The 20,177-nt window shown below is 64.4% G+C and carries 20 protein-coding genes, 1 tRNA gene and 1 pseudogene; 12 read left to right on the top strand and 10 right to left on the bottom strand.

The annotated features are described in order from the left end of the window. The first annotated feature begins 154 nt into the window (after positions 1-154). The 7 genes from IVA88_RS00450 (at position 155) to IVA88_RS00420 (ending at position 8,194) form a co-directional block, all read left to right on the top strand. Entirely contained in the window at positions 155-946 is a 792-nt protein-coding gene (locus tag IVA88_RS00450; protein ID WP_247495331.1) for an ABC transporter ATP-binding protein, read from the top strand. Further along, positions 943-1,665: an ABC transporter ATP-binding protein gene (locus IVA88_RS00445; protein WP_247495330.1), complete on the top strand. Its 723-nt coding sequence runs from the start codon at positions 943-945 to the stop codon at positions 1,663-1,665. Before IVA88_RS00450 ends, IVA88_RS00445 begins: the two co-directional genes overlap by 4 nt. Continuing rightward, a complete protein-coding gene (locus IVA88_RS00440) occupies positions 1,662-2,672 on the top strand; it encodes a branched-chain amino acid ABC transporter permease (protein ID WP_247495329.1) in 1,011 nt (336 codons plus the stop codon). The genes IVA88_RS00445 and IVA88_RS00440 overlap by 4 nt, the downstream gene beginning before the upstream one ends. Further along, positions 2,669-3,754, top strand: a complete 1,086-nt coding sequence (locus IVA88_RS00435) for a branched-chain amino acid ABC transporter permease (RefSeq protein ID WP_247495328.1) — start codon at positions 2,669-2,671, stop codon at positions 3,752-3,754. Before IVA88_RS00440 ends, IVA88_RS00435 begins: the two co-directional genes overlap by 4 nt. A 136-nt stretch (positions 3,755-3,890) precedes the next feature. After that, positions 3,891-7,001, top strand: coding sequence for an EAL domain-containing protein (locus IVA88_RS00430; RefSeq protein WP_247495327.1), 3,111 nt, complete (start codon positions 3,891-3,893; stop codon positions 6,999-7,001). Between the two features lies 1 nt (position 7,002). Further along, on the top strand, positions 7,003-8,058 hold the full coding sequence (locus IVA88_RS00425; protein ID WP_247495326.1) for a diguanylate cyclase: 1,056 nt from the start codon (positions 7,003-7,005) through the stop codon (positions 8,056-8,058). Positions 8,059-8,117: 59 nt separating this feature from the next. Beyond that, positions 8,118-8,194, top strand: a tRNA-Arg gene (locus IVA88_RS00420). Positions 8,195-8,244: 50 nt separating this feature from the next. Here the strand turns inward: IVA88_RS00420 and IVA88_RS00415 are convergent. After that, on the bottom strand, positions 8,245-8,454 hold the full coding sequence (locus IVA88_RS00415) for a hypothetical protein (protein ID WP_247495325.1): 210 nt from the start codon (positions 8,452-8,454) through the stop codon (positions 8,245-8,247). 123 nt (positions 8,455-8,577) lie between these two features. Here IVA88_RS00415 and dinB point away from each other — a divergent pair. Continuing rightward, positions 8,578-9,676 (top strand): annotated as a pseudogene (gene dinB / locus IVA88_RS00410) (DNA polymerase IV). A 96-nt stretch (positions 9,677-9,772) separates the two neighbouring features. Here dinB and IVA88_RS00405 read toward each other — a convergent pair. Both IVA88_RS00405 and IVA88_RS00400 read right to left on the bottom strand, forming a co-directional pair. Continuing rightward, positions 9,773-10,066: a hypothetical protein gene (locus IVA88_RS00405; RefSeq protein ID WP_247495324.1), complete on the bottom strand. Its 294-nt coding sequence runs from the start codon at positions 10,064-10,066 to the stop codon at positions 9,773-9,775. Positions 10,067-10,277: 211 nt separating this feature from the next. Then, positions 10,278-10,964, bottom strand: coding sequence for a DNA-3-methyladenine glycosylase I (locus IVA88_RS00400; protein WP_247495323.1), 687 nt, complete (start codon positions 10,962-10,964; stop codon positions 10,278-10,280). Positions 10,965-11,167: 203 nt separating this feature from the next. Here IVA88_RS00400 and IVA88_RS00395 point away from each other — a divergent pair, with 203 nt between their 5' ends. Next, positions 11,168-11,995, top strand: a complete 828-nt coding sequence (locus IVA88_RS00395; protein ID WP_247495322.1) for a metallophosphoesterase — start codon at positions 11,168-11,170, stop codon at positions 11,993-11,995. Here the strand turns inward: IVA88_RS00395 and IVA88_RS00390 are convergent. The 5 genes from IVA88_RS00390 to IVA88_RS00370 form a co-directional block, all read right to left on the bottom strand. Continuing rightward, positions 11,934-12,419: a cyclic nucleotide-binding domain-containing protein gene (locus IVA88_RS00390; RefSeq protein ID WP_247495321.1), complete on the bottom strand. Its 486-nt coding sequence runs from the start codon at positions 12,417-12,419 to the stop codon at positions 11,934-11,936. The genes IVA88_RS00395 and IVA88_RS00390 overlap by 62 nt on opposite strands. 58 nt (positions 12,420-12,477) lie before the next feature. Then, on the bottom strand, positions 12,478-13,026 hold the full coding sequence (locus IVA88_RS00385) for a GNAT family N-acetyltransferase (RefSeq protein WP_247495483.1): 549 nt from the start codon (positions 13,024-13,026) through the stop codon (positions 12,478-12,480). A 121-nt stretch (positions 13,027-13,147) separates the two neighbouring features. Then, the gene (locus tag IVA88_RS00380; protein WP_247495320.1) at positions 13,148-13,888 is read right to left on the bottom strand and encodes a di-trans,poly-cis-decaprenylcistransferase; all 741 of its coding nucleotides are present in this window, start codon (positions 13,886-13,888) and stop codon (positions 13,148-13,150) included. 27 nt (positions 13,889-13,915) lie between these two features. Further along, positions 13,916-14,290: a transcriptional regulator gene (locus tag IVA88_RS00375; protein WP_247495319.1), complete on the bottom strand. Its 375-nt coding sequence runs from the start codon at positions 14,288-14,290 to the stop codon at positions 13,916-13,918. After that, positions 14,277-14,894 (bottom strand): hypothetical protein, encoded by a 618-nt coding sequence (locus IVA88_RS00370; RefSeq protein ID WP_247495318.1) that lies wholly within the window; start codon positions 14,892-14,894, stop codon positions 14,277-14,279. Before IVA88_RS00370 ends, IVA88_RS00375 begins: the two co-directional genes overlap by 14 nt. 199 nt (positions 14,895-15,093) lie before the next feature. Here IVA88_RS00370 and IVA88_RS00365 point away from each other — a divergent pair, with 199 nt between their 5' ends. Continuing rightward, positions 15,094-16,347, top strand: coding sequence for a serine protease (locus tag IVA88_RS00365; RefSeq protein WP_247495482.1), 1,254 nt, complete (start codon positions 15,094-15,096; stop codon positions 16,345-16,347). A 76-nt stretch (positions 16,348-16,423) separates the two neighbouring features. Here the strand turns inward: IVA88_RS00365 and IVA88_RS00360 are convergent, their stop codons facing one another. Then, positions 16,424-16,702, bottom strand: a complete 279-nt coding sequence (locus IVA88_RS00360) for a DUF3551 domain-containing protein (protein WP_247495317.1) — start codon at positions 16,700-16,702, stop codon at positions 16,424-16,426. 148 nt (positions 16,703-16,850) lie between these two features. Next, entirely contained in the window at positions 16,851-17,825 is a 975-nt protein-coding gene (locus IVA88_RS00355) for a tripartite tricarboxylate transporter substrate binding protein (RefSeq protein ID WP_247495316.1), read from the bottom strand. Between the two features lie 125 nt (positions 17,826-17,950). On the opposite strand from IVA88_RS00355, the gene IVA88_RS00350 reads away from it, so the two are divergent. Both IVA88_RS00350 and IVA88_RS00345 read left to right on the top strand, forming a co-directional pair. Then, positions 17,951-18,361 (top strand): VOC family protein, encoded by a 411-nt coding sequence (locus IVA88_RS00350; RefSeq protein WP_247495315.1) that lies wholly within the window; start codon positions 17,951-17,953, stop codon positions 18,359-18,361. A gap of 98 nt (positions 18,362-18,459) precedes the next feature. Beyond that, the gene (locus IVA88_RS00345) at positions 18,460-20,037 is read left to right on the top strand and encodes an ATP-dependent acyl-CoA ligase (RefSeq protein WP_247495314.1); all 1,578 of its coding nucleotides are present in this window, start codon (positions 18,460-18,462) and stop codon (positions 20,035-20,037) included. Positions 20,038-20,177: the final 140 nt, after the last annotated feature.

Here is a 20,177-nt window from a genome sequence, read left to right as displayed (position 1 = left end):
CTCCCATAGGGAGAGGTCGGCGCCAAGCGCCGGGTGAGGGGTACCGCCCTCTCGTGGGACCTGAGCCCCCTCACCCGATTTGCTACGCAAATCGACCTCTCCCCTCCGGGGAGAGATGAACCGCCCAGCCGAGACACCCGAGACACCTCAGTCAATGCCGCTCTCCCTCGAAACCCGCGACCTCACCATCCGCTTCGGCGGGCATGTCGCGGTCAACAACGTTACTTGCACGTTTCGTCCCGGCGAGCTCACCGCCATCGTCGGGCCGAACGGCGCCGGCAAGACCACCTATTTCAACCTGATCTCCGGCCAGCTCCGCGCATCGAGCGGCAGCATCCTGTTCGACGGCACCGACATCACCCAGCACTCGGCGCCGATGCGGACGCGCGCAGGCCTGGGGCGCGCCTTCCAGCTCACCAATCTCTTTCCAAACCTCTCGGTGGAGGAAAACGTCCGCCTCGCCGTGCAGGCAGCCGACGGCACCCATTACGACTTGCTGCGGCCCTGGACGGTGCGCCGTGACCTGATCGCCCGCGCCGATGCTATCCTGGATCAGGTCGCGCTCGGCGGCCGCCGCGGCGTCGCCGCGACCGCACTGTCGCATGGCGACCAGCGCAAGCTCGAGGTCGCGTTGATGATGGCGCTCGAGCCGAAGGTCTTCATGTTCGACGAACCAACGGCAGGCATGAGCATCGACGAGGTGCCGGTCGTGCTGAACCTGATCGCGCAGCTCAAGCAGGACAAGAGTAGGATCATTCTCCTCGTCGAGCACAAGATGGACGTCGTGCGATCGCTCGCCGACCGCATCATCGTGCTGCATAACGGGCAACTCGTTGCGGACGGTCCGCCGGCCGAGGTGATCGCCTCGCCGATCGTGCAGGAAGCCTATCTCGGCGTCGCGCCCAAGAAAGCTGCAGGCGAGAAGGCTGCAGGGAGCGCAGCATGACCGATCTGTTAAAGCTCTCCGGTGTGCACACCCATATCGGCCGTTATCACATCCTCCAGGGTATCGATCTCGCCGTCGCGCAGGGGCAGACCACGATGCTGCTCGGCCGCAACGGCGCCGGCAAGACCACGACCTTGCGCACCATCATGGGCCTCTGGCAGGCCTCCTCCGGCGAGATCAGCCTCGCCGGTGAGCGCATCGAGAGCCGTGCGACGCCCGATATCGCGCGGCTCGGCGTCGGCTACGTGCCGGAGAGCATGGCGGTGTTCTCCGACCTCACGGTGAAGGAAAACCTGGTGCTGGCAGCGCGCGACGGACCGCTCGACGACGCCCAGCTCGACTGGATTTTCGGCTTCTTCCCCGCGCTGCGCCGGTTCTGGCTGTCGCGCGCGGGAAGTCTCTCGGGCGGACAGAAGCAGATGTTGTCGATCGCCCGCGCCATCGTCGAACCGCGCAAGCTCCTGCTGATCGACGAGCCGACCAAGGGACTGGCGCCCGCGATCGTGATGGCGCTGATCGAGTGCCTGAAGGAGATCAAGCGCAAGGGCGCCACCATCCTGCTGGTCGAGCAGAATTTCTTTGCCGCCCGCGAACTCGGCGACAACGTGCTGGTGATGGACAACGGCACCATCGTCCACCGCGGCGAAATGGCGGCACTCGCCGCCGACGTGCCGCTGCAGGAGCGGCTGCTCGGCCTGAGCCTGGAGGCGCATCAGTGACTGAACTCGCCGCGACCGATCCGCTGCCGAAGCCCAAGCGCGACATCGCGCCGATCCTGCTGCCGGTCGCGGTCGCCCTCGTGATGATCCCGCTGATCGGCTCCCCCAGTACATGGCTGACGCTGACCGCCGCGAGCCTCGCGATGGGCATGATGATCTTCATCATGGCCTCCGGGCTCACACTCGTGTTCGGCCTGATGGACGTGCTCAATTTCGGGCATGGCGCCTTCATCGCGGTCGGCGCCTATGTCGCGACCCTGGTGCTGGCGCCGTTCGCGGCCTCGCTTCAGGCCGATTCGCTGTGGATCAACCTCGCGGTGCTGGCGCCGGCGGCATTGCTGTCGATGGCGGTCTCCGGCGCGCTCGGCCTGATCGTCGAGCGGGTGCTGATCCTGCCGGTCTACGGCCAGCATCTGAAGCAGATCCTGATGACGACCGGCGGCCTGATCGTCGCCGAGCAGACGCTCTATGCGGTGTGGGGGCCGCAGATCATCCCGACCCCGCTGCCGACGTCGTTGCGCGGCTCCTTCATCCTCGGCGACGTCGCGATCGCGAAATACCGCGTGCTGGCGACGCTGATCGGCCTCGCCGTCTTCATCGCGATTCAACTCGTGCTCAACCGCACCAAGCTCGGGCTTCTGATCCGCGCCGGCGTCGAGAACCGCGAGATGGTCGAGGCGCTCGGCTATCGCATCCGCCGCCTGTTCCTCGGCGTGTTCATGACGGGATCGGCGCTGGCCGGCCTCGGCGGCGTGATGTGGGCGCTGTATCGCGAGCAGGTCCACGCCTCCATGAGCGACGATCTCACCGTCTTGATCTTCATCGTCGTCATCATCGGTGGCCTCGGCTCGATCGGCGGCTGCTTCATCGGGGCGATCCTGGTGGCGATGATCGCCAATTATGGCGGCTTCCTGGTGCCGAAACTCGCCCTCGTTTCCAACATCCTGCTGATGGTCGCCATTCTGATGTGGCGGCCGCGCGGCCTCTATGCGGTGACCAGCCGATGATGATCCTGTCAGGCGATCCGCCGCGCAGCCGCGTGCTCACGCTCGTTCTCGTCCTCATCATCCTGGCGCTGGTGGCGACGCCGTTCCTGTTCCCGGGCGCCAAGGCGCTGAACGTCGCGGCCAAGATCTGCGTCTTTGCCGCGCTGGTCGCCTCCTACGATTTGCTGCTCGGCTATACCGGCTCGGTGTCGTTCGCGCACACCATGTTCTACGGGATCGGCAGCTACGCGATCGCGATCGCGCTGTACGGGATGGGCCCGAATTGGGGCGCGGTTGCAACCGGCATCGTGGTCGGCCTGCCGCTTGCCGCGCTGCTTGCGCTTGCGATCGGACTGTTCTCGCTGCGGGTCGCCGCGATCTTCTTTGCCATGATCACGCTCGCGGTCGCCTCCGCCTTCCAGGTGCTGGCCTCGCAGCTGTCCTGGCTGACCGGCGGCGAGGACGGCCGCAGCTTTCAGCTGCCTGAGCTGCTCAGGCCCGGCACGGTGCTGATCTCCAAGAACCTCATCGGGTTGGAGGTCAACGGCCGCATCCTGACCTACTATCTGGTGTTCACCGTCTCGGCCCTGATGATCCTCGCTCTGCTGCGGGTGGTGAACTCGCCGTTCGGGCGCGTGTTGCAGGCCATCCGCGAAAACCGCTTCCGCGCCGAGGCGCTCGGCTTCCGCACCGTCTTCCACCTGACCTACGCCAACTGCCTCGCCGCACTGGTGGCCGCCGGGGCCGGCATTCTCAATGCACTGTGGCTGCGCTACGCCGGGCCCGATACCTCGCTCAGCTTTTCGATCATGCTGGACATTCTCCTGATGGTCGTGATCGGCGGCATGGGCACGATCTACGGCGCGATCATCGGCGCCACCATCTTCATCCTCGCCCAGAATTATCTGCAGTGGCTGATGGGCGTCGCCTCCAAGGCGGCGTCGGAGGCCGGCCTGCCGCTGCTGCCGGGGTTGTTGCATCCCGACCGCTGGCTGCTGTGGCTCGGGCTGCTTTTCATCGCCAGCGTCTACTTTTTTCCGACCGGCGTCGTCGGACGGCTGCGCAATGCCGGCGGCGACAAGAGCGCGGGCGGATCGCATTAACGCGCGGTTCATGATGCAGCGCAGCGGCTCGCTGGTCACGACAGTGATCGCGCAACGAGATTAATGCTCAGGTAACTGGCTTTGCTAAGGTTTACGCCATTTGTGCGGTGTATTCCTGTCTCTCCAGGGAGGGGGAATGCGCCAGGTCTTTGCAAGAATTGCAGCCGGAATGTTCCTAGCCGCGAAGAACGGCTGGGAGGGAGCCATTCGGCGCGGACCCGTGCTGTGGCTGACCCTGTGCGGCGTGTTGCTGATCGCGGGGATATTCGCCGTGACAGCCATGGCCACCGGCGAATTTCGCGAACGTACCCTGGCCAACCGCGAGCGCGAGCTGGAAAACACGGTGCAGCTGATCGCGCGGCACTTCGATCAGCAATTTGAAGATTCCGACGTCGTAGCCGCCGATGTGATCGGGCAGATGAACCTGCCGGAGATCAGTTCGGCTGCGATGTTCCGCGAGCGCATGTCCGGACCTGCGACGAACCAGATGCTGCGCAGCAAGATCAGCTCCGTGTCTTACCTCGGTGACATCGCCATCTACGATGCCGACGGCGAGCTGATCAACTGGTCGCGGGCGCAGCCGTTGCCCAAGATCAACGTCTCCTCGCGAGCCTACTTTCAGACGTTCAAATCGAATCCGATGGCCGAACCGGTGGCGCTGGAGTCGGTCCGCAGCTTCATCATCGGAAAATGGACCACGATTGTCGCGCGTCGACTGAACGGCGCAGACGGCAGCTTCTTAGGCGCGATGGTCCGTCGGATCGATCCGGACAGCTACCAGAGCTATTTCGCCTCCGTTGCGCTTGCGGAGGGCACGGCGATCTCGCTGTTCGATCGCGAAGGCACGATGCTGGCGCGCTACCCGCATGTCGAAGAGCTGATCGGCAGGAACTTCAAGGACGCGATGCTGATGCGCAAGATGCTGGCAGAAGGCGGCCGGCACACCCTGCGCGTCAAGGGCCCGATCGACGGCGAGGATCGCCTCGGCTCCGGAGCCTCGCTTTCGCATTTCCCGCTGGTCATCGTCGCGACTAACACCACGAGCTCCGCGCTCGCCGACTGGCGACAGCAGACCGGTTTCATGGTCACCACCGCCGCGCTTTCGGCCACCGTGATTGCGCTCATCCTGTTCCTGATCGTTCGCCAGATCAACCGGCAGAACCGCGAGGCGCAGCAACGGCTGGAAGCGGAGCGGGAGCGGCTCGACACCGCCCTGAACAACATGTCGCAAGGGCTGATCCTGTACGATGCGGGCGGATACATCGTCACCTGCAACCGCCGCTACGCCGACATGTTCGGCCTGTCCACCGACGTCATCAAACCCGGCTGCCATATCCATGAGGCGATGCATCATCGCAAGGAGCGCGGCGCATTCAATGGCGACGTCGAGGCGTTTTGCGCCGACGTCATGAGGATCGTCGCCGAAGGCACGATCTCCACCAGAATCCACGAGATGCCCAACGGCCGCGCTTTCCAGGTCATCAACACTCCGCTTGCGCAGGGCGGATGGGTGGCCACGATCGAAGACATCACCGACCGCCGCAATCTGGAGCAGGAACGCGATCGCAATTACATATTCCTGCGCGAGATTATCGACCACATCCCGTCGCAGATCACCGTGAAGGATGCTCAAACGCGGCAATATCTGTTGGTCAACCGGACGGCCGAGGAGCAGTTCGGCCAATCGAGCGAAGACATCGTTGGCAAGACTCCCTTCGACATGTACGCGGATGCTACCGCCAGGGTCGTCACCGACGACGACAGCAAGGCGCTGCGGATGGCCAAGGGATTGTTCAAGGCGGAACATGCCTGGCAGAGCCAGGTCAAGGGGCTGCGCTACATCACCTCGACCCGGATCGGAATCCGCGACAAGTCCGGCGAGCCGCGCTACCTCATCAATGTCGTCGAGGATGTCACCGAACGGCGGCGTGCCGACGAGAAGATCGCGCATATGGCGCATTACGATGCGCTCACCGACCTGCCCAACCGGGCGCTGTTTCGCGAGCAGATCGAGCGCGAACTGGAGAAGGTCGGCGGCGGCAATCAGTTCGCGCTGCTCTATATTGATATCGACGAGTTCAAGGGCATCAACGATTCGCTCGGCCACCATGTTGGTGATGAGCTGTTGAAGGCGATCGCGAGCCGCATTCGGGGCTGCCTTGGACAAGGCGACCTGATCGCGCGGCTCGGCGGCGACGAATTCGCGGTGATCCAGACCGGGATCAGGTCATCCGGCGAAGTGGTGTCATTCGTGACGCGGATCTTCGAGGCGATCCGCCGGCCCTATCACTGCTTCGGTCATCAGCTTTCCACCGACGCCAGCATCGGCATCGCGCTGGCTCCGCAGGACGGCACCGATCTCGACCAGCTCATCAAGAATGCCGACCTCGCGATGTACGGCGCCAAGGCCGAAGGGCGCCGCACCCACCGCTTCTTCGAGCCGGAGATGGATGCGAGCGCCAAGGCGCGCCTGTCGCTGGAGCAGGATTTGCGCCAGGCCTTGGTGAATGGCGGCTTCGAGATTCACTATCAGCCGCTGGTCGACCTGCGCACCAACGAGATCTCGGGCTGCGAGGCGCTGCTGCGCTGGCGGCATCCCCAGCGCGGCATGGTGTCGCCGGCAGAGTTCATCCCGATTGCCGAGGACACCGGCCTGATCAACGAGCTCGGCGACTGGGTGCTGCGCATGGCCTGCAACGAGGCCGCGACCTGGCCGGCGTATGTGCGTATCGCGGTCAACGTCTCGCCGGTGCAGCTCAAATGCGATACGCTGGCGCTGCGGATCGCCGGCGCGCTCGCCGCTTCCGGACTCGCTCCCTCCCGGCTCGAGCTCGAGATCACCGAGGCCGTGCTGATCCGCGACGACGAGGCCGCGCTCTCGATCCTGCACCAGCTCCGCGCCATCGGCGTACGCATCGCGCTCGACGATTTCGGCACCGGCTACTCCTCACTCAGTTATTTGAAGCGCTTCCCGTTCGACAAGATCAAGATCGACCGCTGCTTCGTCGCGGATATTGCCGAGGCGAGCGGCGCGCCCGTGATCGTGCAGGCGGTGGTGAACATCGCTGCCGCCAGCAACATGACCACGGTCGCGGAGGGCGTCGAGACCGAGGCGCAGCGCGAGATGCTGCGCGCGCTCGGCTGCACGGAGATGCAGGGTTATCTTTTCAGCAAACCGAAGCCGGCCAGCGAAGTGCGAAAGCTGTTCGGTCCGAGCCACGGCTTGCCGGTGGCGGCGGTAGCCTGAGATGGCAAAACCGAGGAAAACTTCAGCAAGAACGGTCGACGTTGCGGATTCCTACGCCGTGCGGCTGATGCAGCACCTGGTGGTGCCGACCTTCGTGATCGACCCGAAGCGCCGCGTCGTGATCTGGAACAGGGCCTGCGAGCGGCTGACCGGCGTCCCCGCCTCCGAGGTGATCGGTACCAATAAGCACTGGCAGGCCTTCTACGAGACCAGGCGCCCCTGCCTCGCCGACCTCGTCGCGCTCGACCGTCCGGAGCAGCTGCCGGAGTTCTATTCGGAATATGCCGCGCGTGGCCATAACGGGCTCGGCTTCAGCGCCGAGAACTGGTGCGTGATGCCGAAGCTCGGCAGCCAGCTCTATCTCGCCATCGACGCCGGCCCCATCCACGACGAGGCCGGCCATCTGATCGCGGTGGTGGAGACGCTGCGCGACCTCACCGACCAGAAGCGCGCCGAGATGGCCCTGAAGGAGCTCGCCACCAAGGACGGGCTGACCGGCCTGTCGAACCGCCGCGCGTTCGACCAGATGCTGATGAGCGAATGGGCCCGCGCCCAGCGGACGCAGAAACCGATGGCGCTGCTGTTCGGCGACGTCGATCATTTCAAGCTATTCAACGACCGCCACGGCCATCAGAGCGGCGACGAATGCCTGCGCGCAGTCGCTTCCGTCGTCAGCAAGCATGCCGTGCGCCCGCTCGATCTTGCCAGCCGGTATGGTGGCGAGGAATTCGCGCTGATCCTGCCGGAGATGGATTGCGATGCCGCCTGCGCCGTCGCCGACGAGATCCGCCGCGCCGTGATGGCCTTGCGGATCGCCCATGGCGCCGACGGGGCCGGTGACCACGTCACCCTGAGCGTCGGCGTCGCCAGCCACATTCCGGGCGAGGCCGACGGCAGCCCCGACCGGCTGCTCGGTGCGGCCGACGAGGCGCTCTACGCAGCCAAACGGCTCGGCCGCAACCGCGTCATCGGCGCCGAACGGCTGCTCGCCGAGTTCGCCGGCCTCGGCCGGGACATCCTGCCGGTTCCTGGCCGCATCGCCCGTAAATCAGCCTAGCCGAAGACGGTGGAAGCGGTTGCCCGCCTCCCGCCAATCGGCTAAATGAACCTCGACTAGCACCCGTAGCTCAGCTGGATAGAGCGTTGCCCTCCGAAGGCAAAGGTCACACGTTCGAATCGTGTCGGGTGCGCCAGTCTCTTCCGGTGTGCGCTGGAGTCATCGCCTGCTCAGCCGAGGCCACGCTCACGTCAGCATCGAGATGATTGCCTGGATCTGGTCGGAAGCCGACGTCACCAATCCGTCGTACGACGTCTGGCCGTGTGCGGCCGCCTTCAGGATGCATTCGGCTACGGCCGCTTTCAGGCCAAAGACCGACCGATCGGCCGGCACGCTCGCCATCACGGTCTCTAGCGCCTGACGCATGGTCTGAATGAGCTCGGAGCTGTATTGCATTGGCTGTCCTCCGCAGGCTCATATTAGATCGTGTGCCCATGCTTGCCACTCACAAGCCTGAGATGGCTCTGTGAATCACACCTCACCTCGCGCTTGCCATCGCTCAAATGGTATCGTCTTTCCATGAGCGAATCCGACACGGTGACGGGCGGGGCCTCGCCCGTGCGCAAGATCATCCATATCGACATGGATGCCTTCTATGCGTCCGTGGAACAACGCGACAATCCCGACCTGCGGGGAAAGCCGGTCGCAGTCGGAGGCTCTGCGGAACGTGGCGTGGTCGCCGCCGCCAGCTATGAGGCCCGCGAGTTCGGCGTTCGCTCCGCCATGCCATCCGTGACTGCGAAGCGACAATGTCCCGATCTGGTCTTCGTCAAGCCGCGCTTCGAGGTGTACAAGGCGATCAGCAGGCAGATCCGCGACATCTTCGCAGAGCACACCGCGATTATCGAGCCGCTGTCGCTCGACGAGGCCTATCTCGACGTGACGGAAAACCTGCAAGGCATTCCGCTGGCGCGGGATATTGCGCTCCGGATCCGCGAGAGGATCAAGGCCGAGACCGGCCTCAACGCTTCGGCGGGCATCTCGTACAACAAGTTTCTGGCCAAGCTCGCCTCCGACCATCGCAAGCCAACGGTCAGTTCGTGATCTCACCGCAGATGGGACCCGCCTTCGTCGAGACGCTGCCGGTCGGAAAATTCCATGGGATAGGCCCGGCGACGGCCGCGAAGATGAATGCGCTCGGCATGTTCACCGGCCTCGACATTCGTCGCCAGACGCTGGAGTTCATGAATGCGAATTTCGGCAAGTCCGGCGCCTATTACTATTGGATCTCGCGCGGTGTCGACGAACGGCCGGTCCGAGCCAACCGGATCCGCAAGTCGATCGGCGCGGAGACCACCTTCTCAAACGATCTCACCGAATTCGACACGCTGGTCGCCGGGCTCAAGCCGCTCGTGGACAAGGTGTGGCGCCATTGCGAGACGACCGACAGCCGTGGCCGCACCGTCACCTTGAAGATCAAATTTGCCGATTTCGAGATCATCACGCGCAGCAGGTCCGCCGCTTCGCCGGTTGCACGCCGGGACGATCTGGAGCGGCTGGCTTGCGGCCTGCTCGAAGCCGAGATGCCGCTGCCCAAGCGCGTCAGGCTGCTGGGGTATCGCTGTCTTCCCTTCAGGCCGGTGACGATGCGGGGCCGCAGCTCACCCTTGGCATCTGAACCATACTGACGGGGCGCACAGAGCGCGCGCGCTTTCGCGGAGAGACGGTGGCGGGATCTTTGGACTCGCCACCGAAGGCCGATCCGCTCGGCCGATCAATGCCTCACGTGCTCGAACACCACGATGACGCCGGTCGGCTCGGGCTCGTGCGCCATCAGGCGGGTCAGCTCGGCATCGCCCCAATCGGCGAGGCTGACGACTTCGCCGCTCTGGCGCTCGACGCCGGGCGGCGCCGTGGGCTCGACCACCTTCAGCCCCGCCTCATCGACGAAGAAAGTATGATCGCCGAACATGCTGTTGAGCTGCGGCATGGCGGGATGCTCGTCGGGCAGCACCTGAGCGCCGAGCTGGTTGACGGTCTGCTTCACCTGTTCGGATGTGAGCTTCATGAGCTGCTCCGTTCTGTGGGTTTCGTTGAGCTGAGCCAGAGCACGCGTTCCCTGCGCAGATGTTCGCCTGGCTCAATCTCCCGAACAGGTGCTACGCACAAATGTTCCGGAGAAATGCATTTCGTGATCAGGCGGTCGCGTCTGCCGCGCTTGCAGCACGAGATCGCCACAGGACGCACATGATTCGGCACGATGCGGAGAGCCGAACCTGCTACTCGCCTCTGTTCTCGCCGACCGAGAGCGCGCAGATGCGCGACAGATATGTGTAGGACAGTCCGGTCTCCTCGGCCCAGGCGTTGAACTGCGCCTGCACCTTGGCAAGATCGCCCTTCGACTTGACCTCTTCGGCAATGTCGAGACCGGCATCGCGCAGGCAGGCGACGACGTCCCTGGACGTCACAAAACCGTCCCAGCCGACGAAACGCAGCAGCATCTGGCCGGTGTTACCACCCAACCGGCTGCCGCGCTTGCTCAGGAGATCGAGCAAGCCGACCTGGTCGGACGGCGGCCATTTCGCCAGAAAGCTGCCGAAGCTGCCGTGCTCTTTCGCGATCTCCTGCACGAATGCGGCGTTGTCGCGCACCGACATGATCTTGGCACCGTTGCGCACGATGCGCCTGTCGCGCAGCAGGCCCTCCCAGTAATCCTCCGGCTGGAAGGTGAGCTTGGCCGGCTGGAAATGCAGGAAGGCGTCTTCAAACCCGTCCCATTTCGTCTCGATCACGCTCCAGGCAAAGCCCGCGCAAAACACCCGCTTCGTCATCTCGGCGAGGATGCGGTCGTCGCCGAATTTTGCGAGACCCTTCAGGTCGGGCTTTTCGGGCATCAGCTTTTCGAGCGCGCTGGGCCCGCCTTTGCGCTTTTCGGCGCTAGCACGAATGGTCTTGAAGGAGGTCATGCGGACACGAGTGGTTGAGGACACGCCACGACATCAGAATTCGATGATCCGGTCCAGCCCGGCGACGCTTCGATGCTTGCACCCGCGGATGCGCCGCAGCATAGTGCCCGTGTTGAATTGGCGAGAGATGCGGCTGGTCTGCTTCTTGCGTTCAGATATTTTGCAATTCCCGATCATTTTGACGTCTCACCCGTGGATTTAAAATGCGCTGTCTGGTCGTGGCCGATCTGCATTATTCGCTGCCGCAGCTCGACTGGCTCGTCAGCGCGGCGCCGCAATTCGACCTCGTGATCTTCGCCGGCGATGCACTCGACATCGGCTCGATGGTGGATTTTCGCGCGCAGATCGTGGTGGTGAGGAAGTACCTTGCGCTGCTTGCCGGAAAGACCCGCGTGATCCTCTGCTCAGGCAATCACGACCTCGACGAGCGCAATGCGGAAGGCGAAAAGATCTCGCGCTGGATCTCGGAGGTGCGCGAGTTGGGGGTTGCGTGCGACGGTGACGGCCTCACCGTCGGCGACACGCTGTTCACGGTGTGCCCATGGTGGGATGGGCCGCTGGTCAAGCAGCGCCTCGTCGCGCAGCTCGGCGCCGCCGCGGCCGGCCGGCCGCAGCGCTGGATCTGGGTCCATCATGCGCCGCCGGCGGATTCACCGACGAGCTGGGGCGGCAAGCGCTTCTTCGGCGACGTCGAGCTGGTGCAATGGATCATGCAGTACCAGCCCTCGGTGGTGATCTCGGGCCATGTGCATCAGTCGCCGTTCATTACCGATGGCTCGTGGTTCGACCGGCTGGGCCAGAGCTGGGTCTTCAACACCGGTCTGCAACCCGGCCGTCCTCCGACCTACATCGTGCTGGACCTCGATGCGGACGAGGCGTTCTGGCTTGCGGCCGGCGAGGCGCAATGGATCGATCTTGGCGCCCCGCTGAAGCGGCCCGCCGCTCCGATCGAGGCGCCGCCCGACTGGCTCACATTCTTGGATCGGATTGCCGATCCGAGCCTGGCGAGACCTCAAGCGGCGGCAGGTTGATCATGCTCTGGAGCACCTCGCCGACCATGGCCAGGTGCGTGCCGTGGCCGGCATATTGCTGCTTGAGATCGGCAAGATAGGTGTTGGCGACATTGAGCCGCTGCGCCAGCATCCTGGCGATCAGAAGCGCCACGCCCGCCTCCTGTTTGAGGAACGAGGCGGCATCCTCGAATTCGTAGACGACTGAGTCGGTGCAGGCCCGCACCGTCGCAGTGTGCGGCTGCCCCAGCAGCACCGACATTTCACCCAGCACCGCACCGGGCTCGACGACGGTGGCGACCACCATCTCGCCCTTGAGTACTTCCAGCTTGCCCTGCATCAGCACGTAGAGATGGCCGGTGGTGCCGCCCTCGGTGACGATAAGCGTGCCGGCCGCAACCTGGCGCTCCGTCCCACCGGTGCAATAATCCAGAACTGCGCGCATCCAACCAAAGCTCCCGTCGCGGGGAGACACTAGAGCACGATCGGCGCCACGCGCTTGCTCAAATTTGTGGCAGGCCCCGCGACCGCGACAGGCGCTTTGCGAGATGGACCGACTGCCAGTCTCCGAGACCGGTGTCCTCGAACCCCGTCTTCTTCGCAAGGCCGCGCATCTCGGCGTTCACGCGCGCAGTCTCGGCCGCAATCATCTCGTGACCGAGATCGCTCGCGTGCCTCTCCATCGCCGTCATCATCTGCAGGCCTACTCCCTTGCGCTGAAAGACATCGGCAACGGAGATGGCGAAATCACTATGCCGTGCGGCCGCATCGTAGGCGCATCTGGTTTCGCCGATGATCGTGCCTTGCCCTTCCTGCCTGATCTCGGCGAGCAAGGTGAAATGATCGGGATGGCTGGCCCTGGCGACGCATTCGGCCGCGACCACGGCAAGGTCCGCTCGCGCGCCCATGAAGCGCTTGTTGCGCGATGTCGTGGAGAGGCTCGTGAAGTAGATCGAGAGGCTCTCGACATCGGATGCACGGGCGGGCCTGATACGGACCGTGCCGTTTGCTTCGGCTAACTCGACAACGGCATCCAGCGACAACTGTGACATGCGCGAGGCTTTCGGCAGGTTGCGTGGATTGCACACATAGCCGAAGCAGCGGATGGGCCGCTTGGACATTGCTGCCAATCTTGCGGCCGAAAACGAACAGCTCGTTGCCCAGTACCGGGCGTCACACGCGAGAGAGTGAAGGCACCTCCTCCGGCACGATCGCCTGCAGGCCGCCGAAGCGACGCTCGCGGCCGTGGAAGGAGACCAGGGCCGCGGCAAGATCGCCCGCGTCGAATTCGGGCCACATCCGCTCGGTGAAGTGCAGCTCGGCATAGGCACCTTCCCAGAGCAGGAAGTCCGACAGCCGCTTCTCGCCCGAGGTGCGGATGATGAGATCGACGTCGCGCAAACCGGCCTCGCCGGTGACGAGCTGCGAGAACGCCTCGCGGGTCAGGCTGGTCAGCGCCGCCGCCTTCGCCGCCGCGTTGAGGATGGCGTCGCGCGCGGAATAGTCGACGGCGATGCGCAATTGAAGCGTGCTGCCCTGCGCGGTGGCGTCTTCCGCACGCCCGATTGCATTGGCGATGCCGTCGGGCAGACGGTCGCGGCGGCCGATCACGGTGAGACGCACGCCGTTCTTGACCAGGCTCTGCACTTCGTTGGCGAGGTAGAACCGCAGCAGCGTCATCAACGCGGCGACCTCGGCCTTCGGCCGGCGCCAATTGTCAGTGGAGAAGGCGTAGAGCGTCAGCGTTCCGATACCCTGCTTGGGCGCGGCTTCGACGATGCGGCGGATCGCCTCGACGCCGGCCTCGTGGCCGCGCACGCGCGACAGGCCGCGCCGCGTCGCCCATCTGCCGTTGCCGTCCATGATGATGCCGACATGAAGCTTCTCGTTCTGGGACGTGACGTCACTTTGCATTGCAAAGTCTCCGGTCAAAAAAGGGGATCAGGTCGAGACGATATTGAGGCGGCCGAGCGGCGCCGCCTCGCGGCCGGCGGCCTTGGCGGCGTCGCGCACCAGGCGCTCGAGCACGGCGAGATAGTCGAGGAAGCGGCGGCGGCCAGCCTTGGTCAGGCGGCAGGTCGTGTGCGGGCGATTGCCCTCATAGCCCTTGGTCACCTCGACGAGCCCGGCCTCCTGAAGCACGGCGAGATGCCGGCTGAGATTGCCGTCGGTGAGGCCGCAGAGCTGCTTGAGATCGGCGAACGCCAGACCCTTCGGATGCGCCATCAGCGAGGTCAGAAGTCCGAGTCTCGCCTTCTCGTGGATCACGCGGTCCAGTCCTTCATAAGAGAAGGGCGCGCTGTCAGTCTTCGACATCATGGCCTCCGGACGCGAAATACAGAATGCCCGCCATCACCGACTGCCCGATCACGAAGGGCAGGCCCATGGTCCATGGCGACAGCGTATGGGTTTGGCTCGCGAGCACCACCACCGCAAAGCCGGAGATGAAATACCAGGCGCCGGCGAGCGCCACGGTGCGCGGCAGCGAGCGGACGGAGGCGAAAATGCCGAGCGACACCAAGATCTGCCACAGGCCCGGCAGCAGCCACAGCGTTTCGCCTGCGAACTTCCACATCACAACCGCGAGCAGCACACCGGCAACGCCTGCGGGCAGGAACTGCTCGACTGCCTGGTGGATCATGGCATCGGCGAGACCCGAATGATGGCGGTGCGAGCGCGCGCGCATCTCGATCCCGATCATCAGGCCGGAGAGCGCGGCGGCAATGAACCAGCCGAAGAAGAAGCCGAGCGGCTCGCCGGTGGGATCCCCGAGCAACCAGAACTGCAGGATTGCGGTGAGAAGCGCGACTGCACCGGTCGCGGCCATCGTCGCCGGGCCGTAGCCGCGGAATGCCGTGCCGGCCGCAATCTGGCTGCGGATCGCCACGATGTCGGCCAGTGCCTTGTCGAGATCGCGCATTGGCAACGCCAAAACCTCGCTCCGCCCATGCTTGCCGGGAGTATTGGTCCCGCTACTTTGTATTGCAAAGTATATAGGACCGCAAAGTAAAGGCAAGCCCGAAGGTCGCCCCGACGACACCGGCGCTCGCCAGACAACTGCCGGTTGCGCAGCACCTCCTCTCGCAGATAAGATGCGCGCGAATGCTCCGGGGGAAAGTATGTGGCTTAAGTCATTTGTCGTTGGGTCTTTATTGCCGGTGAGCGTCGTCATCGCAGCGCATGCGGCCGGGCCGTTCGGAAGCGTCAATGTAGGCAACTGGAGCGGCGGCGCGTTCAGCAATGACGAAACGGGAGCCTTCTCGCATTGTGCCGCGACGGCGCCTTATGCCAACGGCGTCATTCTCGTCGTCGGTCAGAATGCCGGGGGCTCGTGGATATTGAGCTTTGCGAGTCCCAGCTACCGCTTCAAGCAGGGCGAGAACGCCGCGATCGACGTCATCTTTGACGGACAGGAGCAGGCCAGACTGTTCGCCACGGCCAACCAGACGAACATGCTCAGCTCCGTCATGCCTGCCAACGTGGTACGAACGTTTCAGAAGGCGAGCCTGATGGTGGCGACGAGCGGCCGCACCGTCCTGAACTTCGACCTGACCTCGGCCGGGCCCGTGATTGCGGCACTGGCCCATTGCGTCACCAAGGTCAAAGCCGACGGGCTGAGCAAGGCCGGAGACTTTACGAAGGTCGCGGCGAAGCCGCAGGCGCCCGACAAGCAGGCGTCCCCGCCGGCCAGCAAGCCCGCCAGAGCCAAGAGCGGCACCGGCTTTGTCGTGAGTGCCAGCGGACACGTGGTCACCAATAACCATGTGATCAATGGCTGCGTCGGCGACATCAAGGGCAATCTCACGGGCGAAGCCGGGATGGTTTTGCGCGTGGTGTCGAGCGACGCCAACAACGATCTCGCGTTGCTGCAGGCGCCGTCGACAACGACATTCAAGGATTTTGCGCGAATTCGCGACCGCTCGATCCGCTCCGGCGATTCCGTCGTCGCGATCGGCTTTCCCTTCCATGGGCTGCTGACTTCGGACTTCACCGTGACGACGGGGATCGTGAGTTCGCTCAGCGGCATGCGCAACGATTCGCGTTTCCTGCAAATCAGTGCGCCCGTGCAACCCGGCAATAGCGGCGGCCCGCTGTTCGACACCACCGGGCAGATCGTGGGCGTCGTTACGGGAAAGCTGGACGGATTGCGGGTCGCGGCTGCGACCGGCAACATCCCCGAGAACATCAACTTCGCGATTAAGACCGGCGCGCTGCGCGATTTCCTCGACAACAGCGTGGTGCCCTACCAGACCACCGAGCCCAAGGGCGAACTCAAGGGCGAGCTCAAGACCACCGATATCGCCGGCAACGCGCGGCCGTATACGATGCTGATCTCATGCAACGGCACGGAGCAGGCCGAGGCGAAGCGATAGCGGCAACGCAGGCCGCGTCCGCGCGGCCCGGATGGCGCGAAACGCAATCCGGGCCACCAGCCAAATCGCGAGTTCCTCAATACGGCGCAACGGGCCTCGTGCGCCGGGACAGCCGGGGTTGCGGCAGAGGGGCCTGACCGTAGGCCACGAGCGGATTGGCTCCACAGGCCATGAGCCGGCCCGACACACTGGCCTGGCATTGTTCATAGGTGCTGTAGGTGCAATCGCCGGGATACTCGTAACCGCCGCCCTGGGCGCACCAGGGATAGTCGCGCGCCGCGGCGGGCGCGGCCGCGGCGAAGCCGGCGAGGATTGTCGCACCGAGGCCCAGCAGTGCCAGTTGCGTCTTGCGCATGATCCCGACTCCTCTCCCCACAGCGCGAGATACGCGCCATATAACATCAGGTTTCGTCACGCCGTTTTATTCCAGATCAATCGGCACGGCACCCAAGAAAAAAGCCCTGCCGAACGGCAGGGCTCCCTTCCTGGACATCACAAGATCGCTACTCGACCTTCAGGCCGGCGAACTCGACGACCTTCTTCCATTTCTCAGTCTCGGCCTTGATCTCCTCGCCGAACGCCTCGGGCGTCTGCACCCGCGGCTCGCCGCCGAGCTCGACCAGGCGCTTGGCCATGTCCGGTTCCTTTATCAGCGTGTTGATCTCGCTGTTGAGCTTGGCGATGATCTCCTTGGGCGTGTTCTTCGGCGCCCCCATGCCGAACAGCGCGCTCGCCTCGTAGTCCTTCACGGTCTCGCCGATCGTCGGCACGTCGGGCAGCTGCGGCGAGCGCTCCGCCGTGGTGACGCCGATGGCGCGGAGCGAGCCGGAGCGGATGTGCTGGATGATCGAGGGCATGTTGTCGAAGATCACCTGCACCTGCCCGCCGAGCATGTCGGTGATCGCCGGCGCGGCGCCGCGATAGGGCACGTGCTGCATCTTGCAGCCCGTCAGCGCCATGAACATCTCGCCGGACAGATGCACCGAGGTGCCGTTGCCCGAGGAGGCCATGTTGACCTTGCCGGGATTGGCCTTCACGTATTCGATGAACTCGGCGACGGTCTTGGCCGGCACGTCCTTGTTGACGGTCATCACGTTCGGCACGCGCTGAAACGAGGCGATCGGCGCGATGTCGCGCACGAAGTTGAACTTCAGATTGGTGTAGAGCGAGGCGTTGATGTAGTTGGCCGGATTGACCAGTTGCAGCGTGTAGCCGTCGGGCTCGGCGTTGATGACCGATTCGGTGGCGATGTTGTTGCCGGCACCCGGCTTGTTCTCGATCACGAATTGCTGGCCGAGCTTTTCCGACAGCCGCTGGCCGATCAGCCGCGCCAGGATGTCGGTGGCCCCGCCCGGCGGATAGCCGACCACCCATTTCACCGGGTGGGTCGGATAGTCGGCGGCAAGTGCCTTCGACAGCGGGCTGGCTGCAAGCGGACTGGCGGCGAGCAGGCTCAGCGCGGTACGGCGAGTGATCATCTCAAGGGTTCTCCCAACGTGTTGTTCTTGAAGCCAGATAGCTTGAAAGTGGCGTCGACGCGGTTGTAACAAAGCTTGCCGCAGGCGGAAAGTGCACGGGGCGCATCACGACGAAAGGATAAGGCATGGCGGTCAAGGTCAAAGCCCTCGATCATCTCGTGATCAACGTTGCGGACGTCGCAGTGACTGCCGAGTGGTACGGCAGGATTCTCGGCATGGAAGTCAAGGTGTTCGACCCCGGCGGCGGCAAAGCGCCGCGGACTTCGCTTCAATTCGGTAACCAGAAGATCAACGTCCGGCCGCGCGATGCCGACAAGGTGGAGTGGTTCACCGCGGACCACCAGACCGCCGGCAGCGAGGATCTCTGCTTCCTCACCTCCGCCAGCCCCGGCGAGGTGGTGGCGCATTTGAAGGCTCATGGCGTCGCGATCGAGGAAGGCCCGGTTCCCAAGCAGGGCGCCCGCGGCACCCTGCGCTCGGTCTATTGCCGGGATCCGGATGGCAGCCTCATCGAGATTTCGTCGTATCAGGACTGACCAGCGCATTTGCTCCCCACGCCATCCAATGGCAAAAGAGTCCCGGCACTAATGTGAAGACAGCCGCCAATCAGAAGCGGGCTGCACGGGGAGCAAACATGCCGAACGACACGGCCGCCGGAATCGTGGGCCCATTCGACGGGCTCGACGTGCCCTGGCTGCTGAAGATGCGGGCCGAGCTGCGCAGCTCACATCCGTTCCTGATCTGGGCGCCGTTCGACGGGCCGGCGCGGCGCTGGAGCTATGGCGAGTTTCACGATCGAGTCGGGGCGCTCGCGGCCGGCCTCGCCAAGCGCGGCGTGAAGCCGGGCGAATATGTGCTCATTCATCTCGACAATTGCATCGAGGCGCTGCTCTCCTGGTTTGCCTGTGTTGAGCTCGGGGCCATCGCGGTGACCACCAACACGCGCTCGGCACCGGCCGAGCTCGACTATTTCGCCGATCATTGCGGCGCGGTCGCCGCGATCACGCAGCCGGCCTATGCCGAGATCGTCGCGCAGAACTGCCGGAACATCCGCTGGATGGCGGTGACCTCGCATGATGCGGGCGCGGCGCCCGCGCAAGCAGTCTCGCGCGGCGACAGCTTTGAGGCGTTGTTCGCCGACAGTGCCGACCGTCCCACGCGTGCGACCGATCCGCTCGCACCGTGCAGCGTGCAATATACCTCAGGCACGACATCGCGGCCCAAGGCGGTGCTGTGGACCCACGCCAACGCGCTGTGGGGCGCCAAGATCAACGCCGCGCACGAGGACCTGCACGCAAGCGACGTGCATCAGGCCTATCTGCCGCTGTTCCACACCAACGCGCTGGCCTATTCGATGCTGGCGACGCTGTGGGTCGGTGCCACCTGCGTGATCCAACCACGCTTTTCCGCCAGCCGGTTCTGGGGCGCGGCGCGCGAGCACGGCTCGACCTGGACCTCGACCATACCTTTCTGCATGAAGGCGCTGCTCGAGCAGGAGGTCCCGAAGGATCACAAATTCCGTCTGTGGGGCACCGCGATCAACGAGCCGCCGGCCTTCGCCGCTTTCGGCGTCAAGATCATCGGCTGGTGGGGCATGACCGAGACCATCACCCACGGCATCGTCGGCGAGATCGACCAGCCTAACATCCCGATGTCGATCGGCCGCGCCGCGCCGGAATATGAAATCCGCATCACCGACGATGACGGTCGGCCGACCGCGGTCGGCGCCACCGGCAATCTCTCGATCAAGGGCATTGTCGGCCTGTCGCTGTTCGCCGAATATCTGCACAACGAGAAGGCGACACGCGAGAGCTTCGACGAGCACGGCTTTTTTCTCACCGGTGATCGCGTGGTGCGGCTGGAGAACGGCTATATTCGCTTCGGAGACCGCAGCAAGGACATGCTCAAGGTCGGCGGCGAGAACGTGGCCGCGTCCGAGATCGAGCAGGTGGTCGCACTCGTTCCCGGCGTGCGCGAGGCCGCCGTGGTGGCGAAGACGCATCCGATGCTGGACGAGGTGCCGGTCGTCTTCATCATCCCGCAAGGGGGCGTCGCCGGTGCGCGGCCCGATCTGCACGAGGCCGTGATGGCCGCCTGCCGCGCCGGCCTCGCCGACTTCAAGGTGCCGCGCGAGATCCGTTTCGTCGACGACATGCCGCGCTCGACGCTGGAGAAGGTGGCGAAGGCGGAGCTAAGGAAGATCGTGGGGTGACATCGTAGCAACCATTAAGAGCTAGGCTGCTTTTTCGGTCCAGGGCGTGCCGCGTTGTACGACAGTATTGGCATAGATCAGGAGCTTACGGGCGCAGGCGATCAGTGCTGCGTTGTGGGCTTTGCCCTTTGCCATGAGAC

The organism is Bradyrhizobium sp. 149 (assembly GCF_023073915.1).
In the GTDB taxonomy this organism is placed as follows: Bacteria; Pseudomonadota; Alphaproteobacteria; order Rhizobiales; family Xanthobacteraceae; genus Bradyrhizobium.
Note: the sequence above shows the minus strand (reverse complement) of the source record. Positions and strands in the feature narration are given on the sequence as shown.

What these genes read in the sequence shown, in the direction of transcription:
- IVA88_RS00400 (WP_247495323.1), bottom strand. Translation starts at nt 10,964, where the DNA reads ATGACCTCCTTCAAGACCATTCGTGCTAGCGCCGAAAAGCGCAAAGGC.
- IVA88_RS00405 (WP_247495324.1), bottom strand. Translation starts at nt 10,066, where the DNA reads ATGAAGCTCACATCCGAACAGGTGAAGCAGACCGTCAACCAGCTCGGC.
- IVA88_RS00390 (WP_247495321.1), bottom strand. Translation starts at nt 12,419, where the DNA reads ATGCGCGCAGTTCTGGATTATTGCACCGGTGGGACGGAGCGCCAGGTT.
- IVA88_RS00370 (WP_247495318.1), bottom strand. Translation starts at nt 14,894, where the DNA reads ATGCGCGATCTCGACAAGGCACTGGCCGACATCGTGGCGATCCGCAGC.
- IVA88_RS00425 (WP_247495326.1), top strand. Translation starts at nt 7,003, where the DNA reads ATGGCAAAACCGAGGAAAACTTCAGCAAGAACGGTCGACGTTGCGGAT.
- IVA88_RS00435 (WP_247495328.1), top strand. Translation starts at nt 2,669, where the DNA reads ATGATGATCCTGTCAGGCGATCCGCCGCGCAGCCGCGTGCTCACGCTC.
- IVA88_RS00385 (WP_247495483.1), bottom strand. Translation starts at nt 13,026, where the DNA reads ATGTCACAGTTGTCGCTGGATGCCGTTGTCGAGTTAGCCGAAGCAAAC.
- IVA88_RS00345 (WP_247495314.1), top strand. Translation starts at nt 18,460, where the DNA reads ATGCCGAACGACACGGCCGCCGGAATCGTGGGCCCATTCGACGGGCTC.
- IVA88_RS00445 (WP_247495330.1), top strand. Translation starts at nt 943, where the DNA reads ATGACCGATCTGTTAAAGCTCTCCGGTGTGCACACCCATATCGGCCGT.
- IVA88_RS00355 (WP_247495316.1), bottom strand. Translation starts at nt 17,825, where the DNA reads ATGATCACTCGCCGTACCGCGCTGAGCCTGCTCGCCGCCAGTCCGCTT.
- IVA88_RS00450 (WP_247495331.1), top strand. Translation starts at nt 155, where the DNA reads ATGCCGCTCTCCCTCGAAACCCGCGACCTCACCATCCGCTTCGGCGGG.
- IVA88_RS00350 (WP_247495315.1), top strand. Translation starts at nt 17,951, where the DNA reads ATGGCGGTCAAGGTCAAAGCCCTCGATCATCTCGTGATCAACGTTGCG.
- IVA88_RS00360 (WP_247495317.1), bottom strand. Translation starts at nt 16,702, where the DNA reads ATGCGCAAGACGCAACTGGCACTGCTGGGCCTCGGTGCGACAATCCTC.
- IVA88_RS00430 (WP_247495327.1), top strand. Translation starts at nt 3,891, where the DNA reads ATGCGCCAGGTCTTTGCAAGAATTGCAGCCGGAATGTTCCTAGCCGCG.
- IVA88_RS00380 (WP_247495320.1), bottom strand. Translation starts at nt 13,888, where the DNA reads ATGCAAAGTGACGTCACGTCCCAGAACGAGAAGCTTCATGTCGGCATC.
- IVA88_RS00415 (WP_247495325.1), bottom strand. Translation starts at nt 8,454, where the DNA reads ATGCAATACAGCTCCGAGCTCATTCAGACCATGCGTCAGGCGCTAGAG.
- IVA88_RS00375 (WP_247495319.1), bottom strand. Translation starts at nt 14,290, where the DNA reads ATGTCGAAGACTGACAGCGCGCCCTTCTCTTATGAAGGACTGGACCGC.
- IVA88_RS00365 (WP_247495482.1), top strand. Translation starts at nt 15,094, where the DNA reads ATGTGGCTTAAGTCATTTGTCGTTGGGTCTTTATTGCCGGTGAGCGTC.
- IVA88_RS00395 (WP_247495322.1), top strand. Translation starts at nt 11,168, where the DNA reads ATGCGCTGTCTGGTCGTGGCCGATCTGCATTATTCGCTGCCGCAGCTC.